The sequence below is a fragment of the Glutamicibacter sp. FR1 genome, assembly GCF_047300825.1.
GTDB lineage: Bacteria > Actinomycetota > Actinomycetes > Actinomycetales > Micrococcaceae > Glutamicibacter > Glutamicibacter nicotianae.
The window spans coordinates 1,288,230-1,312,934 of record NZ_CP178602.1; the positions used below are offsets into that span (position 1 = coordinate 1,288,230).

The 24,705-nt window shown below is 62.2% G+C and carries 27 protein-coding genes and 1 other RNA gene; 15 read left to right on the forward strand and 13 right to left on the reverse strand.

Translation table 11 applies throughout. The features are described from left to right. Window positions 1-261: 261 nt before the first annotated feature. From ACLQ8T_RS06335 to ACLQ8T_RS06345, 3 genes are all read right to left on the reverse strand, one after another. Complete coding sequence (locus ACLQ8T_RS06335; protein WP_413456094.1) at window positions 262-705, reverse strand: protein-export chaperone SecB; 444 nt, start codon at window positions 703-705, stop codon at window positions 262-264. A 37-nt stretch (window positions 706-742) separates the two neighbouring features. Further along, the gene (locus ACLQ8T_RS06340) at window positions 743-1,189 is read right to left on the reverse strand and encodes a helix-turn-helix domain-containing protein (RefSeq protein ID WP_413456095.1); all 447 of its coding nucleotides are present in this window, start codon (window positions 1,187-1,189) and stop codon (window positions 743-745) included. A 134-nt stretch (window positions 1,190-1,323) separates the two neighbouring features. Continuing rightward, window positions 1,324-1,698, reverse strand: a complete 375-nt coding sequence (locus ACLQ8T_RS06345; protein WP_413456378.1) for a type II toxin-antitoxin system RelE/ParE family toxin — start codon at window positions 1,696-1,698, stop codon at window positions 1,324-1,326. Window positions 1,699-1,924: 226 nt separating this feature from the next. On the opposite strand from ACLQ8T_RS06345, the gene ACLQ8T_RS06350 reads away from it, so the two are divergent. The 10 genes from ACLQ8T_RS06350 (at window position 1,925) to ACLQ8T_RS06395 (ending at window position 9,578) form a co-directional block, all read left to right on the forward strand. Continuing rightward, a complete protein-coding gene (locus ACLQ8T_RS06350; protein ID WP_204721540.1) occupies window positions 1,925-2,344 on the forward strand; it encodes a TadE family protein in 420 nt (139 codons plus the stop codon). Continuing rightward, a complete protein-coding gene (locus ACLQ8T_RS06355) occupies window positions 2,337-2,783 on the forward strand; it encodes a hypothetical protein (RefSeq protein ID WP_239543257.1) in 447 nt (148 codons plus the stop codon). The genes ACLQ8T_RS06350 and ACLQ8T_RS06355 overlap by 8 nt, the downstream gene beginning before the upstream one ends. 46 nt (window positions 2,784-2,829) lie before the next feature. Then, window positions 2,830-3,231 (forward strand): hypothetical protein, encoded by a 402-nt coding sequence (locus ACLQ8T_RS06360; protein WP_204721542.1) that lies wholly within the window; start codon window positions 2,830-2,832, stop codon window positions 3,229-3,231. Window positions 3,232-3,291: 60 nt separating this feature from the next. Then, on the forward strand, window positions 3,292-4,407 hold the full coding sequence (prfB, locus tag ACLQ8T_RS06365) for a peptide chain release factor 2 (RefSeq protein WP_204721544.1): 1,116 nt from the start codon (window positions 3,292-3,294) through the stop codon (window positions 4,405-4,407). Between the two features lie 280 nt (window positions 4,408-4,687). Then, a complete protein-coding gene (gene ftsE / locus ACLQ8T_RS06370; protein WP_413456096.1) occupies window positions 4,688-5,485 on the forward strand; it encodes a cell division ATP-binding protein FtsE in 798 nt (265 codons plus the stop codon). Next, window positions 5,482-6,396: a permease-like cell division protein FtsX gene (gene ftsX, locus ACLQ8T_RS06375; RefSeq protein WP_128470639.1), complete on the forward strand. Its 915-nt coding sequence runs from the start codon at window positions 5,482-5,484 to the stop codon at window positions 6,394-6,396. The genes ftsE and ftsX overlap by 4 nt, the downstream gene beginning before the upstream one ends. A 107-nt stretch (window positions 6,397-6,503) precedes the next feature. Continuing rightward, window positions 6,504-7,913: a peptidoglycan DD-metalloendopeptidase family protein gene (locus ACLQ8T_RS06380; protein WP_413456097.1), complete on the forward strand. Its 1,410-nt coding sequence runs from the start codon at window positions 6,504-6,506 to the stop codon at window positions 7,911-7,913. Window positions 7,914-7,967: 54 nt separating this feature from the next. Beyond that, window positions 7,968-8,447, forward strand: a complete 480-nt coding sequence (gene smpB, locus ACLQ8T_RS06385; protein WP_204721550.1) for an SsrA-binding protein SmpB — start codon at window positions 7,968-7,970, stop codon at window positions 8,445-8,447. A 113-nt stretch (window positions 8,448-8,560) separates the two neighbouring features. After that, window positions 8,561-8,929: a transfer-messenger RNA gene (gene ssrA, locus ACLQ8T_RS06390) on the forward strand. Window positions 8,930-9,104: 175 nt separating this feature from the next. Next, window positions 9,105-9,578 carry a DUF2568 domain-containing protein gene (locus tag ACLQ8T_RS06395; protein WP_413456098.1) on the forward strand — a complete coding sequence of 158 codons (474 nt, stop codon included), beginning with the start codon at window positions 9,105-9,107 and terminating at the stop codon, window positions 9,576-9,578. A gap of 47 nt (window positions 9,579-9,625) precedes the next feature. Here ACLQ8T_RS06395 and crcB read toward each other — a convergent pair whose 3' ends face one another. The 7 genes from crcB to aroA are packed head-to-tail and all read right to left on the reverse strand — an operon-like array spanning window position 9,626 to window position 14,880. Further along, window positions 9,626-10,006, reverse strand: coding sequence for a fluoride efflux transporter CrcB (gene crcB / locus ACLQ8T_RS06400; RefSeq protein WP_141358571.1), 381 nt, complete (start codon window positions 10,004-10,006; stop codon window positions 9,626-9,628). Beyond that, window positions 10,006-10,467, reverse strand: a complete 462-nt coding sequence (locus ACLQ8T_RS06405; protein WP_073707666.1) for a fluoride efflux transporter FluC — start codon at window positions 10,465-10,467, stop codon at window positions 10,006-10,008. Before ACLQ8T_RS06405 ends, crcB begins: the two co-directional genes overlap by 1 nt. Then, window positions 10,464-10,958: a universal stress protein gene (locus ACLQ8T_RS06410; RefSeq protein ID WP_413456099.1), complete on the reverse strand. Its 495-nt coding sequence runs from the start codon at window positions 10,956-10,958 to the stop codon at window positions 10,464-10,466. Before ACLQ8T_RS06410 ends, ACLQ8T_RS06405 begins: the two co-directional genes overlap by 4 nt. Window positions 10,959-11,008: 50 nt before the next feature. After that, window positions 11,009-11,638, reverse strand: a complete 630-nt coding sequence (locus ACLQ8T_RS06415) for a metal-dependent transcriptional regulator (protein ID WP_204721558.1) — start codon at window positions 11,636-11,638, stop codon at window positions 11,009-11,011. Between the two features lie 14 nt (window positions 11,639-11,652). Then, entirely contained in the window at window positions 11,653-12,465 is an 813-nt protein-coding gene (locus ACLQ8T_RS06420) for an inositol monophosphatase family protein (protein ID WP_413456379.1), read from the reverse strand. Window positions 12,466-12,472: 7 nt separating this feature from the next. Next, window positions 12,473-13,564 carry a ribosome small subunit-dependent GTPase A gene (locus tag ACLQ8T_RS06425; RefSeq protein ID WP_239543261.1) on the reverse strand — a complete coding sequence of 364 codons (1,092 nt, stop codon included), beginning with the start codon at window positions 13,562-13,564 and terminating at the stop codon, window positions 12,473-12,475. Beyond that, a complete protein-coding gene (gene aroA / locus ACLQ8T_RS06430) occupies window positions 13,564-14,880 on the reverse strand; it encodes a 3-phosphoshikimate 1-carboxyvinyltransferase (protein WP_413456380.1) in 1,317 nt (438 codons plus the stop codon). The genes ACLQ8T_RS06425 and aroA overlap by 1 nt, the downstream gene beginning before the upstream one ends. Before the next feature lie 160 nt (window positions 14,881-15,040). On the opposite strand from aroA, the gene ACLQ8T_RS06435 reads away from it, so the two are divergent. Both ACLQ8T_RS06435 and rsrA read left to right on the forward strand, forming a co-directional pair. After that, entirely contained in the window at window positions 15,041-15,829 is a 789-nt protein-coding gene (locus tag ACLQ8T_RS06435; protein WP_413456381.1) for a sigma-70 family RNA polymerase sigma factor, read from the forward strand. 1 nt (window position 15,830) lies between these two features. Further along, window positions 15,831-16,091: a mycothiol system anti-sigma-R factor gene (rsrA, locus tag ACLQ8T_RS06440; RefSeq protein WP_038990421.1), complete on the forward strand. Its 261-nt coding sequence runs from the start codon at window positions 15,831-15,833 to the stop codon at window positions 16,089-16,091. An 87-nt stretch (window positions 16,092-16,178) separates the two neighbouring features. Here rsrA and ACLQ8T_RS06445 read toward each other — a convergent pair whose 3' ends face one another. The 3 genes from ACLQ8T_RS06445 to ACLQ8T_RS06455 all read right to left on the reverse strand — a co-directional run bounded on the left by ACLQ8T_RS06445 (window position 16,179) and on the right by ACLQ8T_RS06455 (window position 20,923). After that, window positions 16,179-16,253, reverse strand: coding sequence for a 50S ribosomal protein bL37 (locus ACLQ8T_RS06445; protein ID WP_369299107.1), 75 nt, complete (start codon window positions 16,251-16,253; stop codon window positions 16,179-16,181). A 98-nt stretch (window positions 16,254-16,351) separates the two neighbouring features. Further along, a complete protein-coding gene (locus ACLQ8T_RS06450) occupies window positions 16,352-16,957 on the reverse strand; it encodes a GDSL-type esterase/lipase family protein (RefSeq protein WP_204721562.1) in 606 nt (201 codons plus the stop codon). A gap of 210 nt (window positions 16,958-17,167) precedes the next feature. Then, window positions 17,168-20,923 carry a multifunctional oxoglutarate decarboxylase/oxoglutarate dehydrogenase thiamine pyrophosphate-binding subunit/dihydrolipoyllysine-residue succinyltransferase subunit gene (locus ACLQ8T_RS06455; RefSeq protein ID WP_204721564.1) on the reverse strand — a complete coding sequence of 1,252 codons (3,756 nt, stop codon included), beginning with the start codon at window positions 20,921-20,923 and terminating at the stop codon, window positions 17,168-17,170. A 429-nt stretch (window positions 20,924-21,352) separates the two neighbouring features. Between ACLQ8T_RS06455 and ACLQ8T_RS06460 the strand changes: the two genes are divergently transcribed. The 3 genes from ACLQ8T_RS06460 to ACLQ8T_RS06470 all read left to right on the forward strand — a co-directional run bounded on the left by ACLQ8T_RS06460 (window position 21,353) and on the right by ACLQ8T_RS06470 (window position 24,704). After that, complete coding sequence (locus ACLQ8T_RS06460; protein WP_413456100.1) at window positions 21,353-22,675, forward strand: hemolysin family protein; 1,323 nt, start codon at window positions 21,353-21,355, stop codon at window positions 22,673-22,675. Beyond that, entirely contained in the window at window positions 22,668-23,741 is a 1,074-nt protein-coding gene (locus ACLQ8T_RS06465) for a hemolysin family protein (protein WP_204721568.1), read from the forward strand. Before ACLQ8T_RS06460 ends, ACLQ8T_RS06465 begins: the two co-directional genes overlap by 8 nt. 129 nt (window positions 23,742-23,870) lie before the next feature. Then, window positions 23,871-24,704 carry a metal ABC transporter ATP-binding protein gene (locus ACLQ8T_RS06470; protein WP_204721570.1) on the forward strand — a complete coding sequence of 278 codons (834 nt, stop codon included), beginning with the start codon at window positions 23,871-23,873 and terminating at the stop codon, window positions 24,702-24,704. Window position 24,705: the final 1 nt, after the last annotated feature.

The window sequence follows — 24,705 nt, forward strand, 5'->3', positions numbered from 1 at the left end:
TCTTCCATGATCACTTCCTTTCTATAAATAATAATACCCGCTCAGTCTGCAATATGCAAGTGGAGCGGGTAGATATTTTTAGACTATTGAGCGACCAGAACGAATGAAATAGGAACTATGGCGAAACATGATGGAGACTAGGCTGGAGCATTTTAGGCAAAAAATCGCCCCATCCTCGTCGTGAGGGTGGGGCGATTTTCGCTGGTAATTTAAGGAAGCGCAATTGATTGCCAACCTGATTGTCGAAGTAACGGGAGGCCGTTACTCCTGCCCATCAGTTGGGATCTTGTACAGCCCGAGAGTCAGCGATGGCAAGCCAAGGCGACTAGTGACGTCTTGGACGTACTCCCTGGCATAGGGGTACAGGGCGAAAATGCCAGTGGTATTGGCAAACGCTTTTACTTCTTCTTCTTCAAAACGGACCTCGTCGACTATCTTGTACATCCCGGCAAATACAAACTCGATATGTGCGATGTTTATGGTCTCGCCGTCAGAATCCTGATTCATATCGACTATGAACTTTGCGGAAGTAACGAGCGCTGAGGACGCCTCGTCCAGCCTTGCTTCGGGGGAAATGTGCAGGTCGTAATCGATAGTCCCCGGCTCGGGGAATCCTTGATGTTCAAATGACGACTTGACCATCCGAACATCTATCATTTCGGCATGCGCGGCAAGTCTTGCGGCGACTTGGCGTTCATCTGTCATTGATGTTCCATATTCTAATTAGTGTATTTGCATTTACCTAGGCGGCTTTTGCGAAATCCGAACGGCGGGATTCATAGGCTGCGTAGTTTTCTGCGAAGGCGCTGGCGTTGTTCAATACGACGTCAACGATCGAGGCCTGCGTGACCTTGATCGACGACTTGGAATAATGCGCGATGGTCGCCTCTTGGACGTCTTCGACAGAGACATGCAATTTGTGACCGGTGGCGCGGGCGTAACGCTGAAGAGTCGACAGATGCGGATCCGTGGATTCGTTCTCGAAATCCGAAATGGTCGACTGCGTGCATTCCATATGCTTGGCGATATCCGACTGGCGCAGTTTTGCTTTCTTGCGCAATGCGATCAACGCATCGATCAAGTCTTCGCGGAGTTCAGCGTCTTCTACGGCGTCGGCGATTCTGGGATCAGAAAGAAGTTCGTTGAAATCGACTGGGGTGTCCAACGACTGCTGTGCCTGGTTGCTCATGTTGTGGCTCCAATTCATGTCGCGTTTGAGTGCGAACAATCATTTATCGGTTACAACCGATATTGATAATGTATCTGAAATATCGCGCGATGCAAGTATTTTGTGACCACGCTTATGTAACGTGGCAGGCTGGTTCACTTGTTGTGCTTGCCGTGATTCTTGTTATGTAGGTCCCACTCGGCCATTCGATCCTTGGCGATATCAATGTCTTGCTTCGGGATTCTGTTTGTATCTTTGTAGAAGACCCGCAAGACGATGGAGTGCACTGGAGTGGGGTTATAAAATAGGACTCGATACTGGTTGTTGCCCAAGCTAGTGCGGATTTCATAGATTGGACCGTCAACGTGTTTCAAGTGTCTGCGCTGGTGGGTGTTCGTTGCGTATTTCTTCATCGCGAGCAGCAAGTGACCTTGAGCATCCTTGGGAAGGCTTGCAAGTTCCTTTTTCGTGATGGGCTGTTGGTCATGAAGCGGCGTGTACCAGCGCCATTGCCTGTTATGCGAAACCACTTCCAACGAACCCTCCGAGTGCGCGCTACCTATTGAGAGCAAATTTACAGGCAATACACTGATAACGGGAATCGTCAGCAATAAATCGTGCATAAGTAGCAATTAGGCACGACTCATACTCATGTCTGCTTTGCTGGTCGCCGCGTTGCTGGCCATCGCAGGACCTAGGCTGCAGGACCTGTTCAACCAGGCCATCGATCGAGTTTCCGGATTGGGATAACCGTTCATGAGCTCCGGCGCGCGGTTATCTGGATCTCCGAGTTCGTCGGAGTCCACGCGCAGCGAGCGCGGGTCTGCTGTAGCGGAATTTGTCATGGTGACAACGTTGCTTGTGGTGATCGCGATGACGCTTGTCCAGCTCGCGCTGGTTCTGCATGTGCGCAATACGCTGATTGACGCGGCTTCCAACGGCGCCCACTACGGTGCCCTGGCCAATCGTTCAGCGGCAGACGCCCAAGGCAGAACGCGGACATTGATCACCGAAAGCCTGCATGGTGGATTCGCCCGTGACATTGCCGTGAGCACCACTCCAGTAGGGGACAGCCAGTTGGTTACCGTATCGGTCAGCACCCGAGTGCCATTGATCGGACTCTTGCCCAATGGGTGGGACTTGCACGTGAAAGGAGAAGCAGTGCGTTATGGGTAGAGCCAAGAATCTGGCTACCGCCATGCATCGCAGAATCCGGAATGAAGATCGTGGAAGTGCGGTAGTGGAGTTCGTTTTCGCTTCAACCGTCTTGCTGATTCCCCTGGTGTACCTGATACTGGCCGCCGGCCAGCTTCAAGGAGGCAGCTATGCCGTGGTTGGTGCTGCAGATCATGCCGCCAAGGTCTTTGCCGCCGCCGAAGACCCTGCGCAGGCGAGGAACGAAGCACACGCTGTGGTGCGAAGAACCATGAACAATTTTGGGTATCGCAACGCCCGCACTTCAATTCGTTGCGAAAAGGAATGCTTGAGCCCGGGCAGTGTCGTCACCGTGACTGTAGCCTTGGATGTCCCGCTTCCTTTCGTATCCGAATGGGTCGAGGCGTCCGCATTCACCGTGGATTCCTCCGCGTCGCAAAGGACTGATCGATTTGGCTAGGCCGCAGCGTGTCGTCCGGAATCTGCGGAATGAGGATGGGCAATCCTTGGTGATGGCAATCGGCCTGTGCGCCATCACATTGCTGACCATTTCCGTGGTGCTGGCAGCCAGCGCCGTCAACCTCAAAGCGCGCCAGCTGTTGTCAATTGCCGACGGAGCGGTCGTGGCTGCCGTAGATGAATTCGAGTTCGTTGCGGACAACGGCAACCCAAGGATCCAGCTGAACCAGCAACGCGTGCAGCAAGCAGTGCAGCAGTACCTTTCAGATGTTGGTGCGGCCGGCCGGGTCGAGGATCTGCGAATCGGCCGGGTTCAGATCATAGCCGATGGCCAAGGTGCCAATCTCCAGTTGAGCGGTTCGGTGCAACCGCCGATAGTAGGGTGGCTTGTTCCCGATGGAGTGCCGATATCAGTCGAATCATCCGCTCGAACCGTATTGAGCAGGTAATCACCGCGTCGGCCGCCGGACTCAATGATCAGAGGCCAAATGACGTAGTCTTAGAAGACCATGGCAAAAACTGACTTCTCCGCTGAAATCCGCTCACTGCGTTCTACATTCGCCGCAATTGAAGACGTGAGCGATGTCGAGCAGATCAAAGCTGACATCGCAGTCCTCTCGGAAGAAGCGGGCGCTCCCAACCTCTGGGATGATCCGGCCGCTGCGCAAATCGTCACCAGCAAGCTATCTCATCGCCAGTCCGAGCTGGAACGGCTGACTCGGCTGCAGACGCGAATCGATGATTTGGAAGTCCTGGTTGAGCTTGCCGAGCTCGAAGAAGACGACGATACGCTGGATGAAGCGGACAAGGAGCTCACCAGCATCCAAAAGGCCCTTGCTGAACTCGAGATAGTTACCCTCCTCAACGGCGAATTCGATGCCCGAGGTGCAGTTGTCACGATTCGCTCTGGTGCCGGTGGTGTTGACGCCGCGGACTTCGCGGAGATGCTCCTGCGCATGTACCTACGTTGGGCTGAACGCCGTGGATACAAGGCCACTGTCATGGACACCTCGTACGCCGAAGAAGCCGGCCTCAAATCGGCAACCTTTGAAATTGATGCCCCGTATGCCTTCGGCACGCTCTCTGTAGAAGCCGGTACCCACCGCCTGGTGCGCATCTCGCCATTCGATAATCAGGGTCGTCGCCAGACTTCGTTTGCGGCCGTGGAAGTCGTGCCGCTGATTGAGCAGACCGACACTATCGAAATCCCGGAATCTGAAATCCGCGTGGACGTGTTCCGCTCCTCGGGGCCTGGTGGCCAGAGCGTCAACACCACCGACTCCGCGGTACGCATGACGCATATTCCTACCGGCGTCGTCGTCTCGATGCAGAACGAGAAATCGCAGATCCAGAACCGTGCTGCCGCGCTTCGAGTTCTGCAGTCGCGCTTGCTGCTCTTGAAGAAGGAGCAGGAGGACGCGCAGAAGAAGGAACTTGCCGGCGATGTGAAGGCATCCTGGGGTGACCAAATGCGCTCCTACGTGCTTAACCCGTATCAAATGGTCAAGGACCTGCGAACGGAACATGAAGTGGGCAATACCCAGGCGGTGCTTGACGGTGAAATCGACGATTTCATCGATGCAGGCATTCGCTGGCGTGCAGGACAACGTCGACCAAGCAAGTAGGCGGTCTCGCTAACACTGACCGCGGTGGATTCTTCTGTCATGTAAGGTGTAAGTATCATCACCGTTGCGGAGCCTGCTGCGCCAATTACAGCTAGTCATGCCGAAGCAGCGCACTTCGCGTTAGCTGGACGTACGGCACGAATCTTGCAACACGCCTTATATTTCGGCTGGTTCGCAACTTTGCACCGATAGTCTTTGGAAGACTGGCGCATCAATAGACGTTTGATCTCGAGATTGGTGTTCGTGGGTCGCGCCCCGACGAAGACTAGCGATTGAAGACATGATTAAATTCGAAAACGTCTCGATGGTTTACGAGCCGAAGCAGCAGAATGCGGCTTTGGACGAGGTAAGCATCGAGATAGACCGTGGCGAATTCGCCTTCCTGGTTGGTGAATCCGGTTCGGGTAAGTCGACCTTCCTCAGCTTGGTGCTGCGCGAAAAGCGCTCCACCGACGGATCCGTCTACGTAGCCGGACAGAACCTCAACCGCATACCGAGCCGTCGTGTGCCCAAGCTGCGCCGCGACATCGGGTTCGTTTTCCAGGACTTCCGCCTCTTGCGTGAGCGTACGGTCTTCGACAACGTCGCGTTCGCCATGGAAGTCATCGGTGCTTCCCGTGCCCAGATCCGCGAGCGAGTGCCGGACGCATTGAAAATGGTCGGCCTTGAAGACAAAGCACGCCGCAAGCCAACCGAGCTTTCCGGTGGCGAGCAGCAACGCGTTGGCATTGCCCGCGCCATTGTGAACAGGCCGTCGATTCTGCTGGCCGATGAGCCTACTGGCAACCTTGACCGCAAGAACAGCATCGAAGTGATGAACGTGCTCAATCGCATCAACCAGAACGGCACGACCGTCCTGATGGCTACGCACGCGCACGAGCTGGTGAGCGAATACCGCCACCGCGTTATTGAACTGAAACGCGGACGAGTCATCCGCGATGAAATTGATGGCCAGTACACGCCGATGACCACTGTGGTGAACCAGGACGGCTCGCGCGAACTGCTCGTCGGCAATTCGGCCGTGGAGTACGACGAAGAATCGCAGGTTGCCGAGGATAAGAAAGACGAGGACCAGTGAGACTAGGATTTATTCTCCGCGAAGCGGCGAAGGGCCTGCGGCAAAACGTCGTCATGGTTGTTTCCGTGGTGCTGGTGACCTTCGTATCGTTGACCTTCGTTGGCGCTTCGGTGTTGCTTCAGCTCCAGATCAACCAGATGAAGGGCTACTGGTACGACCGCATGGAAGTCGCGGTGTACCTCTGCGATGACACGAGCACCTCGCCGAACTGTGCCGGCAGTGCGGTTACCGAGGAACAGCGGCAGAACATCGAGGAGATGCTCAAGTCCGAGCAGCTCGCCCCATACATCAAGGAATTCGCCTACGAATCCAAAGAACAGGCGTACGAGAACTTCCTTGACCAATATGAGAACTCCGCGTTGGTCGACCAGGTTACTGCAGAACAACTTCCCGAATCCTTCCGCGTCGCACTGGTTGATCCGGAAAAGTATCCGGTGATCAACGAAGCGTTCTCCACCGTTGAGGGCGTTGACTCGGTAATTGACCAACGCGAACTGCTTGAAAAGGTATTCCAGTTGGTGCGCGTGGCTTCCGCTGCCGCCGCCGTCGTGGCAATCGTGATGATTGTTTGCGCGGTGTTGCTCACCGGGACGACCATTCAGCTCTCGGCCATGCACCGTCGGCTCGAAACGACCATCATGCGGCTGGTCGGCGCTTCGAAAGCAACGATTCAATTGCCATTCATCATCGAAGGCGTGATCGCGTCGCTGATTGGCGGCCTGCTGGCTTCGGGCACGCTGTGGTTGCTGCTGAAGTTCCTCGTTGAGGACAAGTTGGCCAACGAAAACGTCGGTGTCGCGTTCATCTCCACCACCGAAATATGGCTAGTTGCTCCGATACTCTTGATTATTGGTATCGTTTTGGCCACAATTTCATCAGTGGTAACGTTGAAGCGTTACCTTAAGGTTTAGCCGAAACGTTATCTAGGCTTGAACTGAAGTACGCAATTTCTTAAAGGAGCTTTATGCTGTCGAACGCCGTGCGACGTAAATTCTTACGCGCCTCTATCGGTGGAGCTATGGCTCTTGCGCTCACTCTGCCAGCGGGCCTTGTGGTCGCTGACGAGCTGGACGACAGGAAAGCTCAGGTCGAGAAGAACATCGAAAACCTCGAGACCGACATGGAATTCCTGGATGCCGACATCCAGGAAACCGACAAGAAATTGCGTGACCAGCAGGCGCAGGTACCCATTGCCCAGCAGGCATTGGCTGACGCGCAAAGCCGCGTAGCCAATGCGCAGGCAACCCTCTCCGATCTGAACAACCGCTTGATCAGCGCGCAGGCGACTCGGGATGAAGTGGCCCAGCAGATCGAAGAGAACACTGCGAAGTTGTCCGAAGCAGAAGACGCGATGGCGCAGATTGCCTCGGAAGCCTATAAGCGCGGCGGTGTCTCGGGCGGGCTGGACATGATCCTCAACATGGATTCGGCAACCAAGATGGCCGACGGCCTGGACATGGCCAATCGTGCCATGGAATCCCAGAATGCCGCATACAACGATTTGGCCCAGGAACAGGCCAACAACGAAAGCAACAAGCTTCGCCTGGTTGCCGTGGAGAAGGAAATCTCCTCCCTAAAAGCCCAGGCGGAGGAAGCCTTGGCGCAGGAACAGGCAGCGCGAGATGCTGCGCAGAACGCCAAGAACGAGCTGGATGCACTGGTAGCCAGCACCGAAGCGCTCAGCGCCGAACTCGAAGCGCAGAAGCCGCGCATCCAGGCGAAGCTGGAATCGCAGCAGAAGGAATACGCTGCGGTCAATCAGGAGATCAAGGAACGCCAGGAGCGCCTGATCCGGGAGGCCGCCGAGCGCAAGCGCAAGGCAGAAGAAAAGGCGCGTCGCGAAGCAGCGGCCGAGCGAAAGCGCATTGCCAAGGAAAAGGCCGCCTACGAGGCTGAGCAGGAACGCAAGGCTGCCGAAGCCCGTGCGGAGAAAAAGACCTACAAGAAGAAGTCCTACGTTGCACCGAAGTCCGAGCCGAAGTCTTCGGACTACGCCGAGCCAAGCAGCTGGGGATTAATTAAGCCGACCACCAGCAACCGTATGACCTCGACCTTCGGATGGCGCCCAACGCCAGCCGGAACCATCGATTACGGTGGCCGCGGCGGCTATGTCCACGCGGGTATCGACTGGGGCTTCGGCGGCCAGTGCGGCTCGCCAGTCATGGCGGCAGCATCCGGCGAAGTCTGGATGGCCGGCTGGGGTGGATCCGCGGGCAACAAGGTCACCCTCTCGCATGGAGTCATCAAGGGCAAGGCCTTGGCCACCAACTACCACCATATGTCCCGCATCGCGGTCAGTGTCGGCCAGTATGTGAAGCAGGGCCAGGTCATCGGCTACGTTGGTACCACCGGCAATTCGACCGGCTGCCATCTGCACTTCGAAACGATCATCAATGGATCACAGGTGAACCCATTGGGACTTCTCTAGCGCTAGACTTGTAGTCTGTGCGCGGGAATCCGCCCGCGACATGCAAGGAGTAAAGTGGCTAAGAAGAACCAAGAAGATCGAGTCATCGCGAGCAACCGCAAGGCGCGCCACGATTTTGAAATCCTCGACACCTTCGAAGCTGGCATGGTGCTCACCGGTACCGAAGTGAAGTCGCTGCGCGAAGGCAAAGCCTCGCTCGTTGACGGTTTCGGCCAGTTCTACCGCGATGAGCTGTACATCGAGAACATCTACATCCCCGAGTACCTCAATGGATCGTGGACTAATCATGCCGCTCGTCGTCGGCGAAAGCTCTTGCTGCACCGCCAGGAACTTCTGAAGATCGAGCGCAAGATCGGTGAAGCCGGCCTGACTGTCGTGCCGCTGAGCTTGTACTTCAAATCCGGTCGGGCGAAGCTGGAAATCGGTGTCGCCCGCGGTAAGCGCGAGTACGACAAGCGGCAGACCCTGCGTGAAAAGCAGGATAACCGCGAAGCATTGCGTGCCATGCGCGAACGCAACCGCGGCAACGCGTAAGCAGAGGTTGTGGCGCATTTCGCATTGGGGCAACCCGGCGTGATGCGCTATGATTGATGAACACGCCCTAGGGTGTGGTTGTATCCGGGAAGCCGGGACTGACAACAAAATACGGGGATGATCGGTTTCGACGGTGTGAGTCGCGACAGATGAAGCGGGCCGAGGACGCAAAGTTATCTCGTAAACGCTCTTTGCAAACCAATAAGTGCCGAATCAAAGCGCACTGACTTCGCTCTCGCTGCCTAAGCAGCCAGACGGTCCGTTAGCCAGGGGACGCTATCGCCCCTGTTCCTAACGTCATTTAGATAGCCAATGTATTCAGCAGTTGTTGCCGCTGCCGGATACACATTCAGGCAACTGTGCCCGGATCAACCACATGTTTGCGTGATGGTTGGGGCAGAGAAAATCCACAGCAAACTGCGCCCGGAGAAGACCTGGCAACACCACATCGGACGGGAGTTCAATTCTCCCCATCTCCACAAATTCCAGCTCCGGATCCAAGCCCACAAGATTGGATCCGGAGCTTTTTGCTTGCCTTGAAGTCAGCTGCCGCATCGCGAGCCTGTTCGCGGGATGGAGAATTTGCACATAGACTTGAGATGAAAGTCGAAGGCTTTGAATGGCCACGTGCGCAGAAACGGAGTGAGATTGAAGTCGATGGGTAAAAAAAGTTCCCAACGGGTATCGCCTTTCCTCTCAGCAACCTATGCAGCAGTGGCATTCCTCTTGGAAGTAGGATTGCTCTTCGCAGCGGCACTCGCCGCTATCGCTTTCATCCCATGGCCGACCATTCCAGCAATCCTCGTCGTGGTCATTCCGCTGCTTATCCTGTGGTCGATCTTCTTCTCACCGAAGGCAGTCATCAAGCTGCGGCTGCGGACGCGCCTGCTCTTGATCCATATCATCTACCTCATCGGCGCCTACGTGCTTTGGCTGAGCGTCGACCATTCCTTCTATGACCAGTCCCAGATCTGGGCGATCGGCATGCTCTCACTGACCGGCATCAGCGCCATCCTGGTGCTCGCTACCGGCGGCTACGTGGTCCCGCACGACCGGACCAAGAAGCCGGAGAAGCCGCTTCCGAACCGAGCACGAACCGGCGCCCCCAAGGGACGCCGCGCAGCACGCTAGCGAACAGCACATGCCAAGCCTTCCGGCTTGGCATGTGCTGTTTCCGGCTAGAAGAGCCCAGCCAGCTGGAAGCCGAGCCATGCGGCAAGCACGGCTCCAACCAGCGTGCCCAGGGCGTTGGCCAGGCTCGCCGCGATGCGGCCTGACTGCAGCAGCCGGACCGTTTCGAAGCTGGCCGTGGAAAACGTCGTGTAGCCGCCGAGCAGTCCCGTACCGATGGCCGCCAGCCATTGCGCAGACAGCAGCTGCTGGGCCAGCAGCCCGGTCAGCACGCCAAGGGCGAAGGAGCCTGAAAGGTTGACCAGGATCGTCCCCCAAGGCAGAGGGGCGGGAAGCCACCGCCTGATCAGGGCATCAAGCACGAAACGCAGGCAGGCGCCAAGGCCGCCGCAGAGCGCAACTGTGAAAAACAAGCCGGGGGAGAGCACTACCGGGCTCCTCCCGCTGTTCGGGCCGCACGCCTCGCCGCGAGGGCAATGCCGCACCAGGTAGCCAAAGCGCCACAGATCACCGTGGGCAGAGCATAGGCCAGCGCCGGGAGCACCGCACTGGATGAGAACAGCAGCATGCTGTCGGTGGCCAGCGCACTGTAGGTGGTGAAGCCGCCCATGAAACCGGTGCCCAGCAGCAAGCGCTGCCGGCGGCGCCGTCCCTCGCTGCCGCCGCCGTGCGACAGCGCCTCCAGCAGCAGGCCGAGCAGGAAGGCTCCCAGCATGTTGGCGGCGAAAATCGCGATCGGGAAACCGCCAGCGGAAGGCAGCAGCAGGCCCAGTCCTTGCCGGGCGGCTGTCCCGGCGGCGCCGCCAAGGAACACCAGCAGCAGGGAACCCGGGGCCAGGGAAGAAGGCGGCACGGTGTTCTGCGCGCTGCGCGATGGCGGAGGGGTCATGAACTCTGGATCTGTTCTGCTCGGCGGGCGGGGAGTGGCGGGACCAGAAGCACCGGATGGCGCTGGCGGTGCGTCAGATGCAACGCCACGGAGCCGTTGAGCAGCTCGCGGATGACGTTGGCCATGGATCGCTGGCGGACTCCGAGCACGATCAGCGCCGCATCATGCCGCACGGCAAGCCGCGCCAGCTGCTGCCCTGGCCCGCCAGCGGTGGCGTGCGCCTGCCAGTGGACTTCCGTGCCCGCAAGCTGGGCCTCGAGCCGGAGCAGCAGCTCCTGCGGGAAGCGGACGATGGCTTCCTCACCGGATTCGGGATCCAGCGGTGCGCTGCGTACGGTGCCGTCGGGCAGTTCTTCGAGAGGGTAGCCGGTGGCATCGACATGCACGCACAGCAACCCGGTGCCCAGTGCGCCAGCCAATTGCGCGGCAGTGGCCAGCACGTGGGGAGCGAACCGGTCGGGCACGCCGAGAATGATCGGTCGCTGCTCCATCCGGCCTCCCTGGGGTCTTGGGCTGTTCTTCATTCTCGCACAGCCCGCAGCTAGGCCTTGCGCACCCAGATCAGCGAGGCCTCGATGAAATCCAGCTGATGCGGCAGCTCGATCCCCGCCCCGGGCACTAGGCCCTGGGCGGCGGCACGGCGCAGGAACTGCGGGTCCTCGTCGCTGATCCGGTCGATGACCGCCCTAGTTCCGGTAAAGCGGTCCAGCCGGATCGCGGCAGAAACCGGCAGCACCCCGTCGGCGCTGGGGATCGCATCGCCGTGCGGGTCATGGCGCGGGTGGCCCAGCCGGGCGTCCAGGGCGTTGATGAACCGGTCGGTGACGGTGTGCTCCAGGGCCTCGGCCTCGTCGTGGACCTCGTCCCAGCCGTAGCCCAGCTCGTCGCGCAGGAAGGTCTCCAGCAGCCGGTGGCGGCGCACCATGCGCAGCGCCTCGCGCCGGCCGGTGGCGCTGAGCGTAATCGCCCCGCGCGGCACATGGTGGACCAGCGACTTGGAGGCGAGCTTTTGCACCATGGCGGTGGCCGAGGCGGGGGACAGGCCCAGCTGGTCGGCCAGCGCACCGGTGCCGACGTCAGCGTCTTCCCATTCGGTGAGCGCGTACAGCGCCTTGAGGTAGTCCTCTTCGCTGGTGGTCAGCCCGGCCGGTCCGCGGCGTGCAGGTGCCATGATCGTCTTGGCGCCTAGCTGCGGTTCAGGAAGGGCAGGATCGCCTCGTGCAGCTTGCCGTTGCTGGCCAGCGCGTTGCCGCCATGGCAGCCTTCCGCCCCGGCCACCGAGGTGAAGCGGCCCCCGGCCTCGCGCACCACCGGCACCAGCGCGGCCATGTCGTAGAGCTCCAGCTCGGGTTCGAAGGCGGCATCGACCGCGCCTTCGGCCACCAGCGCGTAGGAGAGGAAATCCCCGTAGCCGCGGGTGCGCCAGGCGGTGCCCAGCAGCTCCAGCAGGCCATCTAGCTTGCCGGCGTCCTTCCAGCCGTTCAGCGAGGCGTAGGACAGCGAGGAGTCTTCCAGCGCGCTGACCGAGGAGACGGCGAGGCGGCGGGTGGCGATGGACTCGGGGACCGCGCCCGGTTCGCTGACGTAGGCACCCAGGCCGGTGGCCGCATGCCAGCGGCGGGTCATCGCCGGAGCGGAAATGACGCCGAGCACCGGCTCGTCGTCGATGAGCAGCGCGATCAGCGTGGCCCACACCGGCACGCGGCGCACGAAGTTCTTCGTCCCGTCGATCGGGTCGATCACCCAGCGGCGGGTCGAATCCCCGTGCACGCCGAACTCCTCGCCGAGCACCGAGTCGCCGGGGCGGTGGGCGGCCAGTTCGGCCAGGATCAGCTGCTCGGCGCCGCGATCGGCATCGGAGACCGGGGTCATGTCCGGCTTGGATTCGACCACCAGGTCGTTGGCGCCGTAGCGGGCCAGGGTGAAGGCGTCGACCTTGTCGGCCAATGCCAGGGCGAAGTCGAGATCTTGCTGCAGGGTGTATTCAGCCATGGTTATGCGGCGCCTACTGCGCGCCGAGCTCCTTTTCGTGCGTGGTTTCCTCGGTGGCGACCAGCCGGCGGTAGGAGGCCAGGCGGTTGGACGCCTGGCTGCCCTCGGCCTCGGCGGCCCAGGCTTCCAGCGCGCAGCCGGCCTCGCCGGCCGCATGGGTGCAGCCGCGCGGGCAGCCGGTGGCGATCTCGGCCAGGTCCTCGAAGGCGGCCAGGATATTGTCCGGATCCACCAGCCCCAGCCCGAAGGAGCGGATGCCCGGGGTATCGATCAGCCAGGATCCGGGGGTGTCGCCCAGGCGCAGGGCCAGCGCGTTGGAGGAGGTGTGCCGTCCGCGGCCGGTGACCGCGTTAACGTGCCCGGTGGCGCGGGTCGACCCGGTCAGGGCGTTGACCAGGGTGGACTTGCCCACCCCGGAGTGGCCGAGCACCACCGAGACGCAGCCGGAGAGCAGCTGCTCCAGTTCGGCCAGGGCACCGGCATCCAGCCGGGCGCTGGAGCCGTCGGCGCTGCGGGCGTCGATGCCCGAGGCCTCGGCCGCGGTGGTGCGGGAGATGACCACGGGGAAGTCCAGCCCCTCGTAGTGGGTGAGGAATTCGGCCGGGTCCTTCACATCGGCCTTGGTCACGCAGAGCACCGGCTGGATGCCGGCGTCGTAGGCGGCGACCAGCGCGCGGTCCACGAAGCCGGTGCGCGGCTCGGGGTTCGCGGCGGCGACGACGATGACCAGCTTGTCTACATTGGCCACTACCACGCGCTCGGTTGCGTCGGTGTCATCGGCGCTGCGCCGCAGCAGGGTGCTGCGCTGTTCGATGCGCACCAGCCGGGCCAGGGTGTCGGGCTTGCCGGAGGTGTCGCCGACCAGCCCCACCAGGTCCCCGGGCACGATCGCCTGGCGGCGCAGCTCGCGGGCGCGGGCGGCGATGACGATGCGCTCGGTGGCGGTGTCCTCGTCGAGGATCGCAGTGTAGCGGCCGCGGTCCACGGTGATGATGCGGCCGATCACCGCCTGCTCGTAGGCCGGGCGGTCCTTGGTGCGCGGACGGCTGCCCTTCTTGTTCGGGCGCACGCGCACCGAGGACTCGTCGTAGTCGGAGTAGCGCATCAGCCCTGGCCCCTTGCGGTAGCCGCCATGGCGCTCCACAGCTGCGGGAAATCGGGCATGGTCTTCGCGGTGGTGGCAATGTTCTGCACGCGCACCCCGTCGATGGCCAGGCCCAGCAGGGCGCCGGCGGTGGCCATGCGGTGATCCTCGTAGGACTCGATATCCGCGGCCCGCAGCGGGCCCGGGACGATCTGCAGCGCGTCGGCGGTCGCGGTGACGCGCGCGCCGACCTTCGACAATTCGGCTTCCAGCGCGGCCAGCCGATCGGTTTCATGCCCGCGCAGGTGCCCGATGCCGCTCAGCGTGCTCGGCGCATCGGCCAGCACGCACAGGGCGGCCAGGGTCGGGGCCAGCTCGGAGGCGTCGGCGTAGTCGATCCCGCGGATTGTTCCGGTGCCGCGCACGCAAAGCACGCCGTCATCGCCCAAGCTTGCCTGAGCGCCCATCGCGGTCAGGATCTCGACCCACTTGCCGCCCACCTGGGTGGTCTTCGCGGGCCAGAAGGGCACGCGCACGGTGCCGGCGGTGGCCAGCGCGGCGGCCAGGAACGGGCCGGCGTTGGACAGGTCGGGCTCGACGGTGACGGTGAAGCCCTGAAGCTGCCCCGGTGCGATGCGCCAGCCGCGCGCATCGGCATCGACCTGCACGTCCACGCCGAGCTCGCGCAGGGTCTGCACCGTCATCGCGATGTGGTCGGGGGAGGCGATCGGCCCTGGTGCGGCGCGCAGCGCCAGCCCGCCGGGCAGGGCCTGGCCGACCAGCAGCAGCGCGGAGATGAACTGCGAGCTGCCCGAGGCGTCGATCACCACTTCGGCGTCCTGCTTCATGGCGCTGGCATCGATGGTGAAGGGCAGCATTCCGGCGGCGCCGGCATAGTCGATGCGGGCGCCGAGGTCCGCCAGCGCGTCGAGCACCGGGGCCATCGGGCGCACGCGGGCCGCTTCGTCGCCGTCGAAGGCCACCGTTGCGCCGGCGACGGCGGCCAGCGGGGGCACGAAGCGCATCACCGTGCCGGCCAGGCCGCAGTCGATGGACAGCGGGCCGGCGGCCAGCTGGCCCGGGGTGATGACCACGGTGGTGGAGCCATCGGCCTGCCCGATGCGCTCGATTCCTGCCCCGAACTCGGCCAGGGCGCGCAGCATCAGCTCGGTGTCGCGGCTGATCAGCGTGTTGCGGATGGTGGAGGGGGAGGAGGCCAGGGCCGCAAGGATCAGATACCGGTTGGTCAGCGACTTCGACGCGGGCACCTGCACGGTGGCATCCAGGCCGGTGGCGGCGAAGGGCGCCGCCCACCAGTTCTCTTCTGCCTCGTGCAGCTGGTTGGGTCGGTTGCCGGGGGCGCTTGCGGTGCTGATTGGTAGATCCTTCGGCTAGATGCTTCACTTTGGGGACGCGGGCAGCGCTTGAAGCACTGTGTGCCCACTGCTTAATCCTAGCCGAGATCGGTGCGGGAATAAGGTTTGCGCCCCGTTGGTTATGCCCAGTGTGACGATACGACAGGACACTTCAAGTGCCGGCGGCACCGCCTGCGCACTGGCAGAGGCCCCACGCCTGGCCCGGGCCCGTGCTGGCGCGCGCACAAAGCCGGTTGAACGCGTAGACTCGGCAGTGATGAATAACGAGAGCGTGGACGAGAATTTGCCCGATGCGGCCTCTGAGTCCGAACAGCAGCGCCGCGAACGCTTCGAGCGTGACGCGATGCAGTACGTGGACCAGCTCTATTCGGCTGCCCTGCGCATGGCGCGCAACCCGTCGGATGCCGAAGATCTGGTGCAGGAGGCCTACACCAAGGCCTATTCCGCGTTCCACCAGTACAAGCCTGGCACCAACCTCAAGGCGTGGCTGTACCGGATCCTGACCAACACGTACATCAACCTGTACCGCAAGCGCCAGCGCGAACCGCTGCGCACCTCCACCGACACGGTCGAGGATTGGCAGATGGCCCAGGCTATGGAGCATTCGCCGACCGGCTTGCGTTCGGCCGAGGCCGAAGCACTGGACCATCTTCCGGATTCGGATGTGAAGGCCGCGCTGCAGTCGATCGGCGAGGATTTCCGCATGGCCGTGTACTTCGTGGATGTCGAGGGCTTCAGCTACAAGGAAGCCAGCGAGATCCTGGGCGTGCCGATGGGCACCGTGATGTCCAGGTTGCATCGTGGACGAAAGAATTTGAGGGAATTGCTGGCGGATTACGCCGCGGATCGCGGGATCGCCACCGGCACCCAGAGCAAGAGCGCCGCCAAGGCCGAACGAGGAGCGAAATAGGATGGATTGCAATTCATTGGGTGATTGCGCCGATGACCGCATCGTCCGCATCTACGAGTACCTAGACGGCGCGCTGACGCTCGATGACCTCAAGGAGGTCAAGTCTCATCTGGAAGGCTGCCCGGAATGCACCGAGCAGTATGATCTGGAGTGCATCATCCGCTCGGTGGTGCGCCGCAGCTGCCAGGAGCATGCCCCGCAGACCCTGAAGGCTAGCATCATTGCGCGGATTTCACAGATCCGCGTGGAGTCGGGCCATTAGCCCGGCACCGCTAGCAAGGCAAAGAGAAACCCCGCATCTTTCGAGAAGATCTCGAAGGGTACGGGGTTCTTTTCATATTCGCTTCGCTTAGCTGTTTGGGCGCTTGCCGTGGTTGGCACCGCCACGCTTGCGATCGCGACGCTTACGAGCGCGCTTCGACATGGTGACTCCTTAGAGGGATCAATAGTACTTCCCGAAAATTCGGGCCGGCTCATAGTCTTTCACACTTCCGGCCCATTTTCCTAACGGACCGGACCGGCTCAGCTATCGCCCGGCTCGGGCAAGTCCAGCCAGGAATACCAGCCGCGGTGCAGCACCAGCCAGGCCATCAGGCCGTAGCCGGCTTGGCCGGGCACGCCGCCGGAGGCGTTCAGGTCCGCACGCCACTGGGCATGGGAACGCAGCGGGGTGAAGGTATCGACGTAGTGGTGGTTGCGGCGCAGCGCCACATCCGAGTACACGCGGTTCAGCTCCGCCACGCGCTGGTTGCGCGCATCGTCCAGGCCGGGGGCCGGGCCGACCAGCAGCGCCTTGATGTTCATCTGCGAGGCCGAATCCAGGATGTTGGCCAGGTTCAACCGGCTGCGCGCGGTGGTGACGTCCAGATCGACGTCGCGGTCGGACAGTGCGATGACCAGGCGGTTTTCGTACTGGTCGCTGAAGCGGCGGGAGGCTTCGCCCAGCCAGCGCTCGGCCAGCGACTCGGATCCCTCGGCCGGTGCGGCCAGCACGAAGGACTGCAGGCGCAGCGCCGGATCCTGGGTGCGGGCCAAGACCCTGCCGAACCAGCCCAGGCCTCGCGGGTCGCCATGTCCGGCCAGTAGCTCATCTCCGATTGCGGTAATGCGGATTGTGCGTAACTCCAACTGGGCGACCTTTCGTTGGCTCAAAATGATGAATCGATCCCCACCTTAGCAGTCGGATCGCCGGCATCGGGGGAGGCGCCCAGTGGTTGAACCCCACAATTCCCTGCGAAAATCCGGTGCCGGGGTTAAAGCGCTGTGCCGGCGAACCTCCGGGGTCAAACCCCGGAGGTTCGCCGGCACAGTTGGCCAGCAGCGTTCAGCCGATGCCGATTAGCGGGCGAAAGCCTGCTGGATCAGCACTGCGTTTTCTGCTTCGTGGCGCTTGGCGGTACCGGCCGAGGTGGCGGCCGATGCCGGGCGCGAAACCAGCTTGATCTTGCGATCCAGCTGCGGCACCACGTAGAGGCCGAAGAACGGCCATGGGCCCTGGTTCGCAGGCTCGTCCTGGACCCATGAAACCTCGGCGTTCGGGTACTTAGCCAGCTCGGCGGCGATCTGCTCGGCCGGAGCCGGGTAGAGCTGCTCGACGCGCACTAGCGCGGTCTTGGTGTCGTTCGCCTTGGTGCGTGCTGCCAGCAGGTCGTAGTACACGCGGCCCGAGCACAGCAGCACCTTGTCCACGGCGTTCGCATCGGTGATCGACGCATCGCCGATGACCTCGCGGAAGCCGCCGGTGGTGAAGTCCTCCACGGCGCTGGCGGCTGCCTTCAGGCGAAGCAGCTGCTTCGGGGTGAAGACGATCAGCGGCTTGCGCGGACGGGCGTAGGCCTGGCGGCGCAGCAGGTGGAAGTGGTTGGCGCCGGTGGACGGCTGGGCCACGACCATGTTGTTCTCCGCGCACAGCTGCAGGAAGCGCTCGATGCGGGCCGAGGAGTGGTCCGGGCCCTGGCCTTCGTAGCCGTGCGGCAGCAGCATGACCAGCGAGGAGGACTGCGACCACTTCTGCTCGGCGGAGGAGATGAACTCGTCGATCACGGTCTGCGCGCCGTTGACGAAGTCGCCGAACTGCGCTTCCCACATGACCAGCGCATCCGGGCGCTCTACCGAGTAGCCGTACTCGAAGCCGAGGGCGGCGTATTCGGAGAGCAGCGAGTCGTAGATCCACAGCGGAGCCTGGTCCTCGGACAGGCCCTTCAGCGGGTACCACTCGTTGTCGTTCTCGCGGTCGTGGAAGACTGCGTGGCGCTGCACGAAGGTGCCGCGGCGCGAGTCCTGGCCTGCCAGGCGGACCGGCACGCCTTCCATGGTCAAGCTGCCCAGGGCTGCCAGCTCTGCGAAGCCCCAGTCGATGCCGCCTTCGCGGGACATCTTCTCGCGGCGCTCCAGCAGCGACTTCAGCTTGGTGTGCATGGTGAAGCCTTCTGGGATGTCCAGGTGGGCGGCACCGATCTTGGCCAGGGTCTGCTCGGAGATGGACGAGCCGCGGGCGCCGTCTACGGTGTTCTCGTCGGCGGCCTGCGCGAATGGCTTCTCCAGGTCGTTGATGGTCGAGCCCGGGGTGATGATCGGGATCGGGGAGGTCTGGGCGGCATGCGTCTCGGCGAAGATGCGCTCCAGGTTCTCCTTGTACTCGGCCAGCACGTTCTCGGCTTCTTCCTGCGTGATGTCGCCGCGGCCGACCAGGGCCTCGGTGTACAGCTTGCGGGTGGAGCGCTTGGCTTCGATCAGGTTGTACATGATCGGCTGGGTCATCGACGGGTCGTCGCCCTCGTTGTGGCCGCGGCGGCGGTAGCACACCAGGTCGATGACGACGTCCTTGCCGAACTTCTGGCGGTACTCGAAGGCCAGCTGGCCCACGTGCACCACTGCCTCCGGGTCATCCCCGTTGACGTGGAAGATCGGGGCCTGCACGGTGCGGGCCACGTCGGTGGCGTAGACCGAGGAGCGCGAGGAGCTCGGCGCGGTGGTGAAGCCGATCTGGTTGTTCACGATCACGTGCACGGTGCCGCCGGTCTTGTAGCCCGGCAGCTGGCTCATTGCCAGCACTTCGGAAACCACGCCCTGGCCTGCGAAGGCGGCGTCGCCGTGGACCAGGATCGGCAGCACGGTGTTCTTCTGCTCCAGCCGGTCCAGCTTGGCGCGGGTGATGCCCTCGAGCACCGGATCGACCGCTTCCAGGTGCGATGGGTTGGCAGCCAGGTAGATCTTGGTCTGGTTGCCGGCGTCCGAGGTGTACGAGCCCTCGGTGCCCAGGTGGTACTTCACATCGCCTGAGCCCTGGACCGATCCCGGGGTGGCGGTGCCTTCGAATTCGCGGAAGACCTGTGCGTAGGTCTTGCCGGCGATGTTGGTCAGCACGTTCAGGCGACCGCGGTGGGCCATGCCGATCGCAACCTCGTCCAGCTGCTCGTCGGCGGCGTCGGAGATGATCGCATCCAGCAGCGGAATCAGCGATTCGCCGCCTTCCAGCGAGAAGCGCTTCTGGCCGACGAACTTGGTCTGCAGGAAGGTCTCGAAGGCCTCGGCGGAGTTCAGCTTGCTCAGGATGCGCAGCTGCTCTTCGCGGCTTGGCTTGGCGTAGCCGGATTCCAGCTTCGCCTGGAACCATTCGCGCTCTTCCGGGTTCTGCAGGTGCATGTACTCGGTGCCGATGGTGCGGCAGTAGGCATCGCGCAGCACGCCGAGGATGTCGCGCAGCAGCGCACGGTCCTTGCCGCCCAGGCCGCCGGCCAGCCATTCGCGGTCCAGGTCCCACAGGGTCAGGCCGTAGGACTTGATGTCCAGGTCCGGGTGCTTGCGCTGGACGTATTCCAGCGGGTTGGTGTCGGCCATCAGGTGGCCGCGCACGCGGTAGGAGTTGATCAGGTGCTGGATGCGGGCAACCTTGTTGACCTGCAGGTCGATGTCGACCTGGTTGTCGACGGCCCAGCGAACCGGCTCGTAAGGGATGCGCAGCTGCTCGAAGATCTCGTCGTAGAAGCCCTGCTCGCCCAGCAGCAGCGACTCGACCAGCTTCAGGAACTCGCCCGAACCTGCACCCTGGATGACGCGGTGGTCGTAGGTGGAGGTCAGGGTGATGTGCTTGCCGATGCCCAGGCGGGCCACGGTCTTCTCCGAGGAGCCGCGGTATTCGGCCGGGTATTCCAGTGCGCCGACACCAATGATCGCGGCCTGGCCCTTGGACAAGCGGGGCACCGAGTGCACGGTGCCGATGCCGCCCGGGTTGGTCAGCGAGACGGTGGTGCCTGCATAGTCGTCAGCGGTCAGCTTGTTGCCGCGGGCGCGCTTGATCAAATCTTCGTAGGTGGCCCAGAATTCGTTGAAGCTCAGGGTCTCGGCGGCCTTGATGTTCGGCACGGCCAGCATGCGGGTGCCATCGGGCTTCGGCATGTCGATGGCGATGCCGAAGTTCACGTGGGCCGGCTGGATCGCGGTCGGCTTCTTGTCGATCACGTCGTAGGTGACGTTCATCGACGGGATCTGCTTCAGCGCACGGATCACGGCGAAGCCGATCAGGTGAGTGAAGGAGATCTTGCCGCCGCGGGCGCGCTTGAGATGGTTGTTGATGACAATGCGGTTGTCGATCATCACCTTGGCCGGCACGGCACGCACGGTGGTGGCGGTAGGAACGGTGAGCGAGGCGTCCATGTTGGTTGCGATGGCCTTCATCGGCCCGCGCAGCGGGGTGCGCTTCTCCTCGCCGTAAAGTTCGGTGGACGGCGTGGTCTTCGGGGCCTGTGCCGGGATCGGGGCAGTCTTCGGAGCTGGCTCAGCCTTCTTGGCTTCAGCGGCCGGAGCTGGTGCTGCCGTGGCAGCCGGCGCTGGTTCGGTGGCACGGGCCTGGGCGGCGGCGCGTGGTGCGCCCTGCCCGTTGGCAGATGGTGCTGCCGCGGCTGCCGCTGCTGGTGCCGGCTGCGCTGCCGGTGCTGCGGGTTCCTTCTTTTCGGCGGCGAGAGATTCGAAAATATCCCACCATTTCTTATCTACCGAGTTCTTGTCGACGAGATACTGTTCGAACAGCTCGTCTACTAGCCACTCGTTTCCACCAAACTCTTCAGTCAGCCGGTGGTGTGCTTGCTCTGGCACGTGCAACGCCTCTTCCCTGATTTCTACGTTGTTCTAGCTTGAGCCGGTGGTCTTTCGAGGACGTGATACGACCACTGCGACCCACAAGATTTCTAGACCTGCGCACCAGTCTAGTGACTTTTTCTCCCACTTGGCCACGGCACGTATCTAATCTCACGAAAGTGGCGCGCATAACATGCCGTTCAGCGTATCCGCGGCACCGCTGAACGAGCATGTGTCGAAGTCGTGCGCAACGGCACTTCGTTCGATAGACTGATGCGCACTATGGAATCTCACTCTCCAAGCCGGTGTGCCGCCCACGGGCGCAGTGCCGGCCACAACAGTCCATGTTCAGGAAGTTCCGCCTCCCGTTTGGAGCCTTCTAGTTGCCGCCAGATCGGCACTGAAACTGAACTTTGCACGCCAGTGCATAGGCGGCGGTAAGCACCTATGGAATGGCTCTCAATACTCTTCGGCCTGCTGCTGATTCTCGGCACCGGCTTCTTCGTGGCCGTGGAATTCTCCTTGGTCGCACTGGATAAAAGCACCGTCCAGAACGCCGTCAACAATGGCGAGCGCGGCTCCAAGCCGCTGCTGCAGTGCTTGACCTCCCTCTCCACCCAGCTCTCCAGCTGCCAGCTGGGCATCACGCTGACCACTTTGCTGACCGGCTATGTGCTTGAACCGGCGATGAGCGCGCTGCTCGAGCCGTTGATGGAAAAATTGGGCATTCCCGCCGCAAGCTCGCTGGCCATCGCGGTTGTCGTCTCGATGGTCGTTGCCACCTTGCTGTCGATGCTCATCGGCGAGCTGGTCCCGAAGAACATGGCGATCGCCAAGGCCATGGCGGTCGGCAAGCTGCTGGCCCGCCCGCAGCTGGTCTTCACCGCCGTCTTCAAGCCGGCGATCATCGTGCTCAACGGCTTTTCCAACATGGTCCTGCGCAAGTTCTTCGGGCTGGAAGCCAAGGAGGAAATCTCCGCGGCCCGTTCCTCGCAGGAATTGGCGTCGCTGGTGCGCCGTTCGGCCCAGCTGGGCACCCTGGATGTGCAGACCGCGCGCTTTGTGCAATCCACCATTGAATTCTCCGAGCGCACCGCTGCCGACGTGATGACCCCGCGCACCTCGATGTCCACCATCGATTCCGAGGCGGCCCTGTCCGAGCTGATCGAAGTCAGCGCCGACACCGGCTTCTCGCGTTTCCCGGTCACCACCGGATCCACCGATGAAATCCAGGGCATCTGCCATGTCAAGGCGATTGTCTCGGTGCCCCGTGAACGCCGCGCGGCACTGCAGGTCGGCGAGTTCGCCCGCGATGCGCTGTACGTGCCGGAAACAATCCACCTGGACGTGCTGCTCGAGCAGCTGCGCGCCGCCGAATACCAGGTTGCAATTGTGATGGACGAGTACGGCGGAACCGCCGGGCTGGTCACCCTTGAAGACCTGGTCGAGGAAATAGTCGGCGAAGTGTCCGATGAGCACGACGAGGACGAGGAAGAAGCAGTCACCCAGCCCGATGGCAACTGGCTGTTCCCGGGCATGTACCGTCCGGACCAAATCAACGAGAACTTCGATGGCGACGTGATCCCGGAGGAATCGGCGTACGAGACCATCGGCGGCTTCATGCTCGCCGAACTGGGCCGCTTGGCCGAGCTCAACGACCAGGTCGTGACCGAGCATGGCACCTTTACCGTGACCGAGCTAGACGGCCGCCGCATCGCCCAGGTCCGATTCGAACCAGCAACCACAGCGAAGGAGGAAGGCAATGAATGACTTCATGGGCCTGGTCTGGCTGGTTGTGCTGCTGGCCGGCAACGCGTTCTTCGTCGCCGGTGAATTCGCGGTGATGAGTGCACGCCGTTCGCAGATCGAACCGCTGGCCGACGAAGGCAACAAGCGGGCGAAGGTTGCGCTGTACGCCATGGAGCATGTGTCGATCATGCTCGCGGTATGCCAGCTGGGCATTACCGTCTGCTCGCTGCTGATCCTGAATATTTCCGAGCCGGCAATCCACCACCTGCTGGCCGAGCCGCTGATGAAGATCGGCATGGCCGAATCCGCCGCGGACTCCGTCGCCTTCCTTATCGCCTTGATCCTGGTGACCTTCCTGCACGTGACCTTCGGCGAAATGGTGCCGAAGAACATTTCGGTGTCCATCGCAGACAAGGCCGTGCTGCTGCTGGCCATGCCGCTGGTTGGCCTGTCCAAGGTGCTTAAGCCGATCACCGCGTCGCTCAATGGCCTGGCGAACCTCGTGCTGCACGCCTTCGGCATCGAGCCGAAGGACGAGGTGGCCAGTTCCTACACTGCCGCTGAAGTCCGCTCGATCATCGATACTTCCTCCGAGGAAGGCGCGCTGGATGAGGACGACGCCGCCCGATTGACCAAGGCGCTGGAATTCTCCTCGGTGACCGCACGCAGCTGCATGGTTCCGCTGGATGACCTGTTCACCCTGGAATACGGGCAGACCACCGCACGCGAGTTCGAGAAGAAGGTCGGCAAGACCGGGTTCTCGCGCATGGTGATCACCAAGAACGATGTTCCGGTGGGCTACTGGCATGTCAAGGACGTGATGCTCATCGATGATGCGCACTCCACGCAGCCACTGCTCGACTTGCCATTGCACCCGCTGGGCCGGTTGGAGCAGGACACCGAAATCGAGGCGGCGCTCGAAGCGATGCGGCAGGAAGGCAACCACCTTTCTGCAGTCGTCGACGAGTACGGGGCAACCCTCGGCGTCGTCTTCCTGGAGGACATCATCGAGGTGCTGGTTGGCGAGATCACCGATACCACCCGAAAGCGCGTTATCCCGCCTCGCAGCGAGAAACAGGCAAAATAGCGGAAGCTCACGCCTCCGCGCATATTGCGAATGACTCGCAACTGGTAGGATTGACTGCGGCACCCATGGCGGTGCCGCAGTTTTTCGTTGCCGGCCCACCCGCAGCCAGCGCAATCCAGAAAGCAGTCAATGACTCAGACCCCCATCGTCAAATTCGAAGACGCGCGCCTTGCCTTCGGCTCGCGCGTGCTCTGGGAACAACTCGACCTGTCCATCGCGGCGGGGGAGTTCCTTGCAGTTCTGGGGCCCAACGGATCGGGCAAGACCAGCTTCATCAACACGATGCTCGGCACCACCGCGCTGAATCACGGCCGCGTCTCGATCGCCGGAGAGCCGGTGCGCAGGGGATCAGCTGCCGTCGGGCTGATTCCGCAGCAGCGCCCCTTTGGGGACAACGTCCCGTTGCGCGCCCGCGATCTGGTGGCGCTGGGGGTGGATGGCGCCAAGCCCGGGATCCGCATGGCCCGCCGGGCTGTGCGCAGCAAAGTCGATGAACTGCTGGAGCTCGTTGGCGCCAGCGGCTACGCCGACCGCGCGGTGTCCGATCTCTCCGGAGGCGAGCAGCAGCGCTTGCGCGCCGCCCAGGCATTGGCCAGCGACCCTCGGGTCCTGCTGTGCGATGAGCCCTTGCTGTCGCTTGACCTGAACCACCAGCAGGCGATCAGCGAAGTGATTCACCGCCAGGCCGTGGAGCGCGGGAGCGCCGTGGTCTTCGTGACGCACGAGATCAACCCGATCCTGCCGTACGTCGACCGTGTCCTGTACCTGGCCGAAGGGCGCTTCCACCTGGGTAGCGTGGATGAAGTCATGCAGTCCTCCGTGCTCACCGAACTTTACGGCGCTCCGGTCGCGGTGCTCCGGGTCAACGGACGCATCGTGGTGGTCTCCGGCGACGGAACCCGGGCCTTGCCCGCCGACGGGCATGACCACATTGAAGACATCGAACTCGAGACCGGAAAGTAGG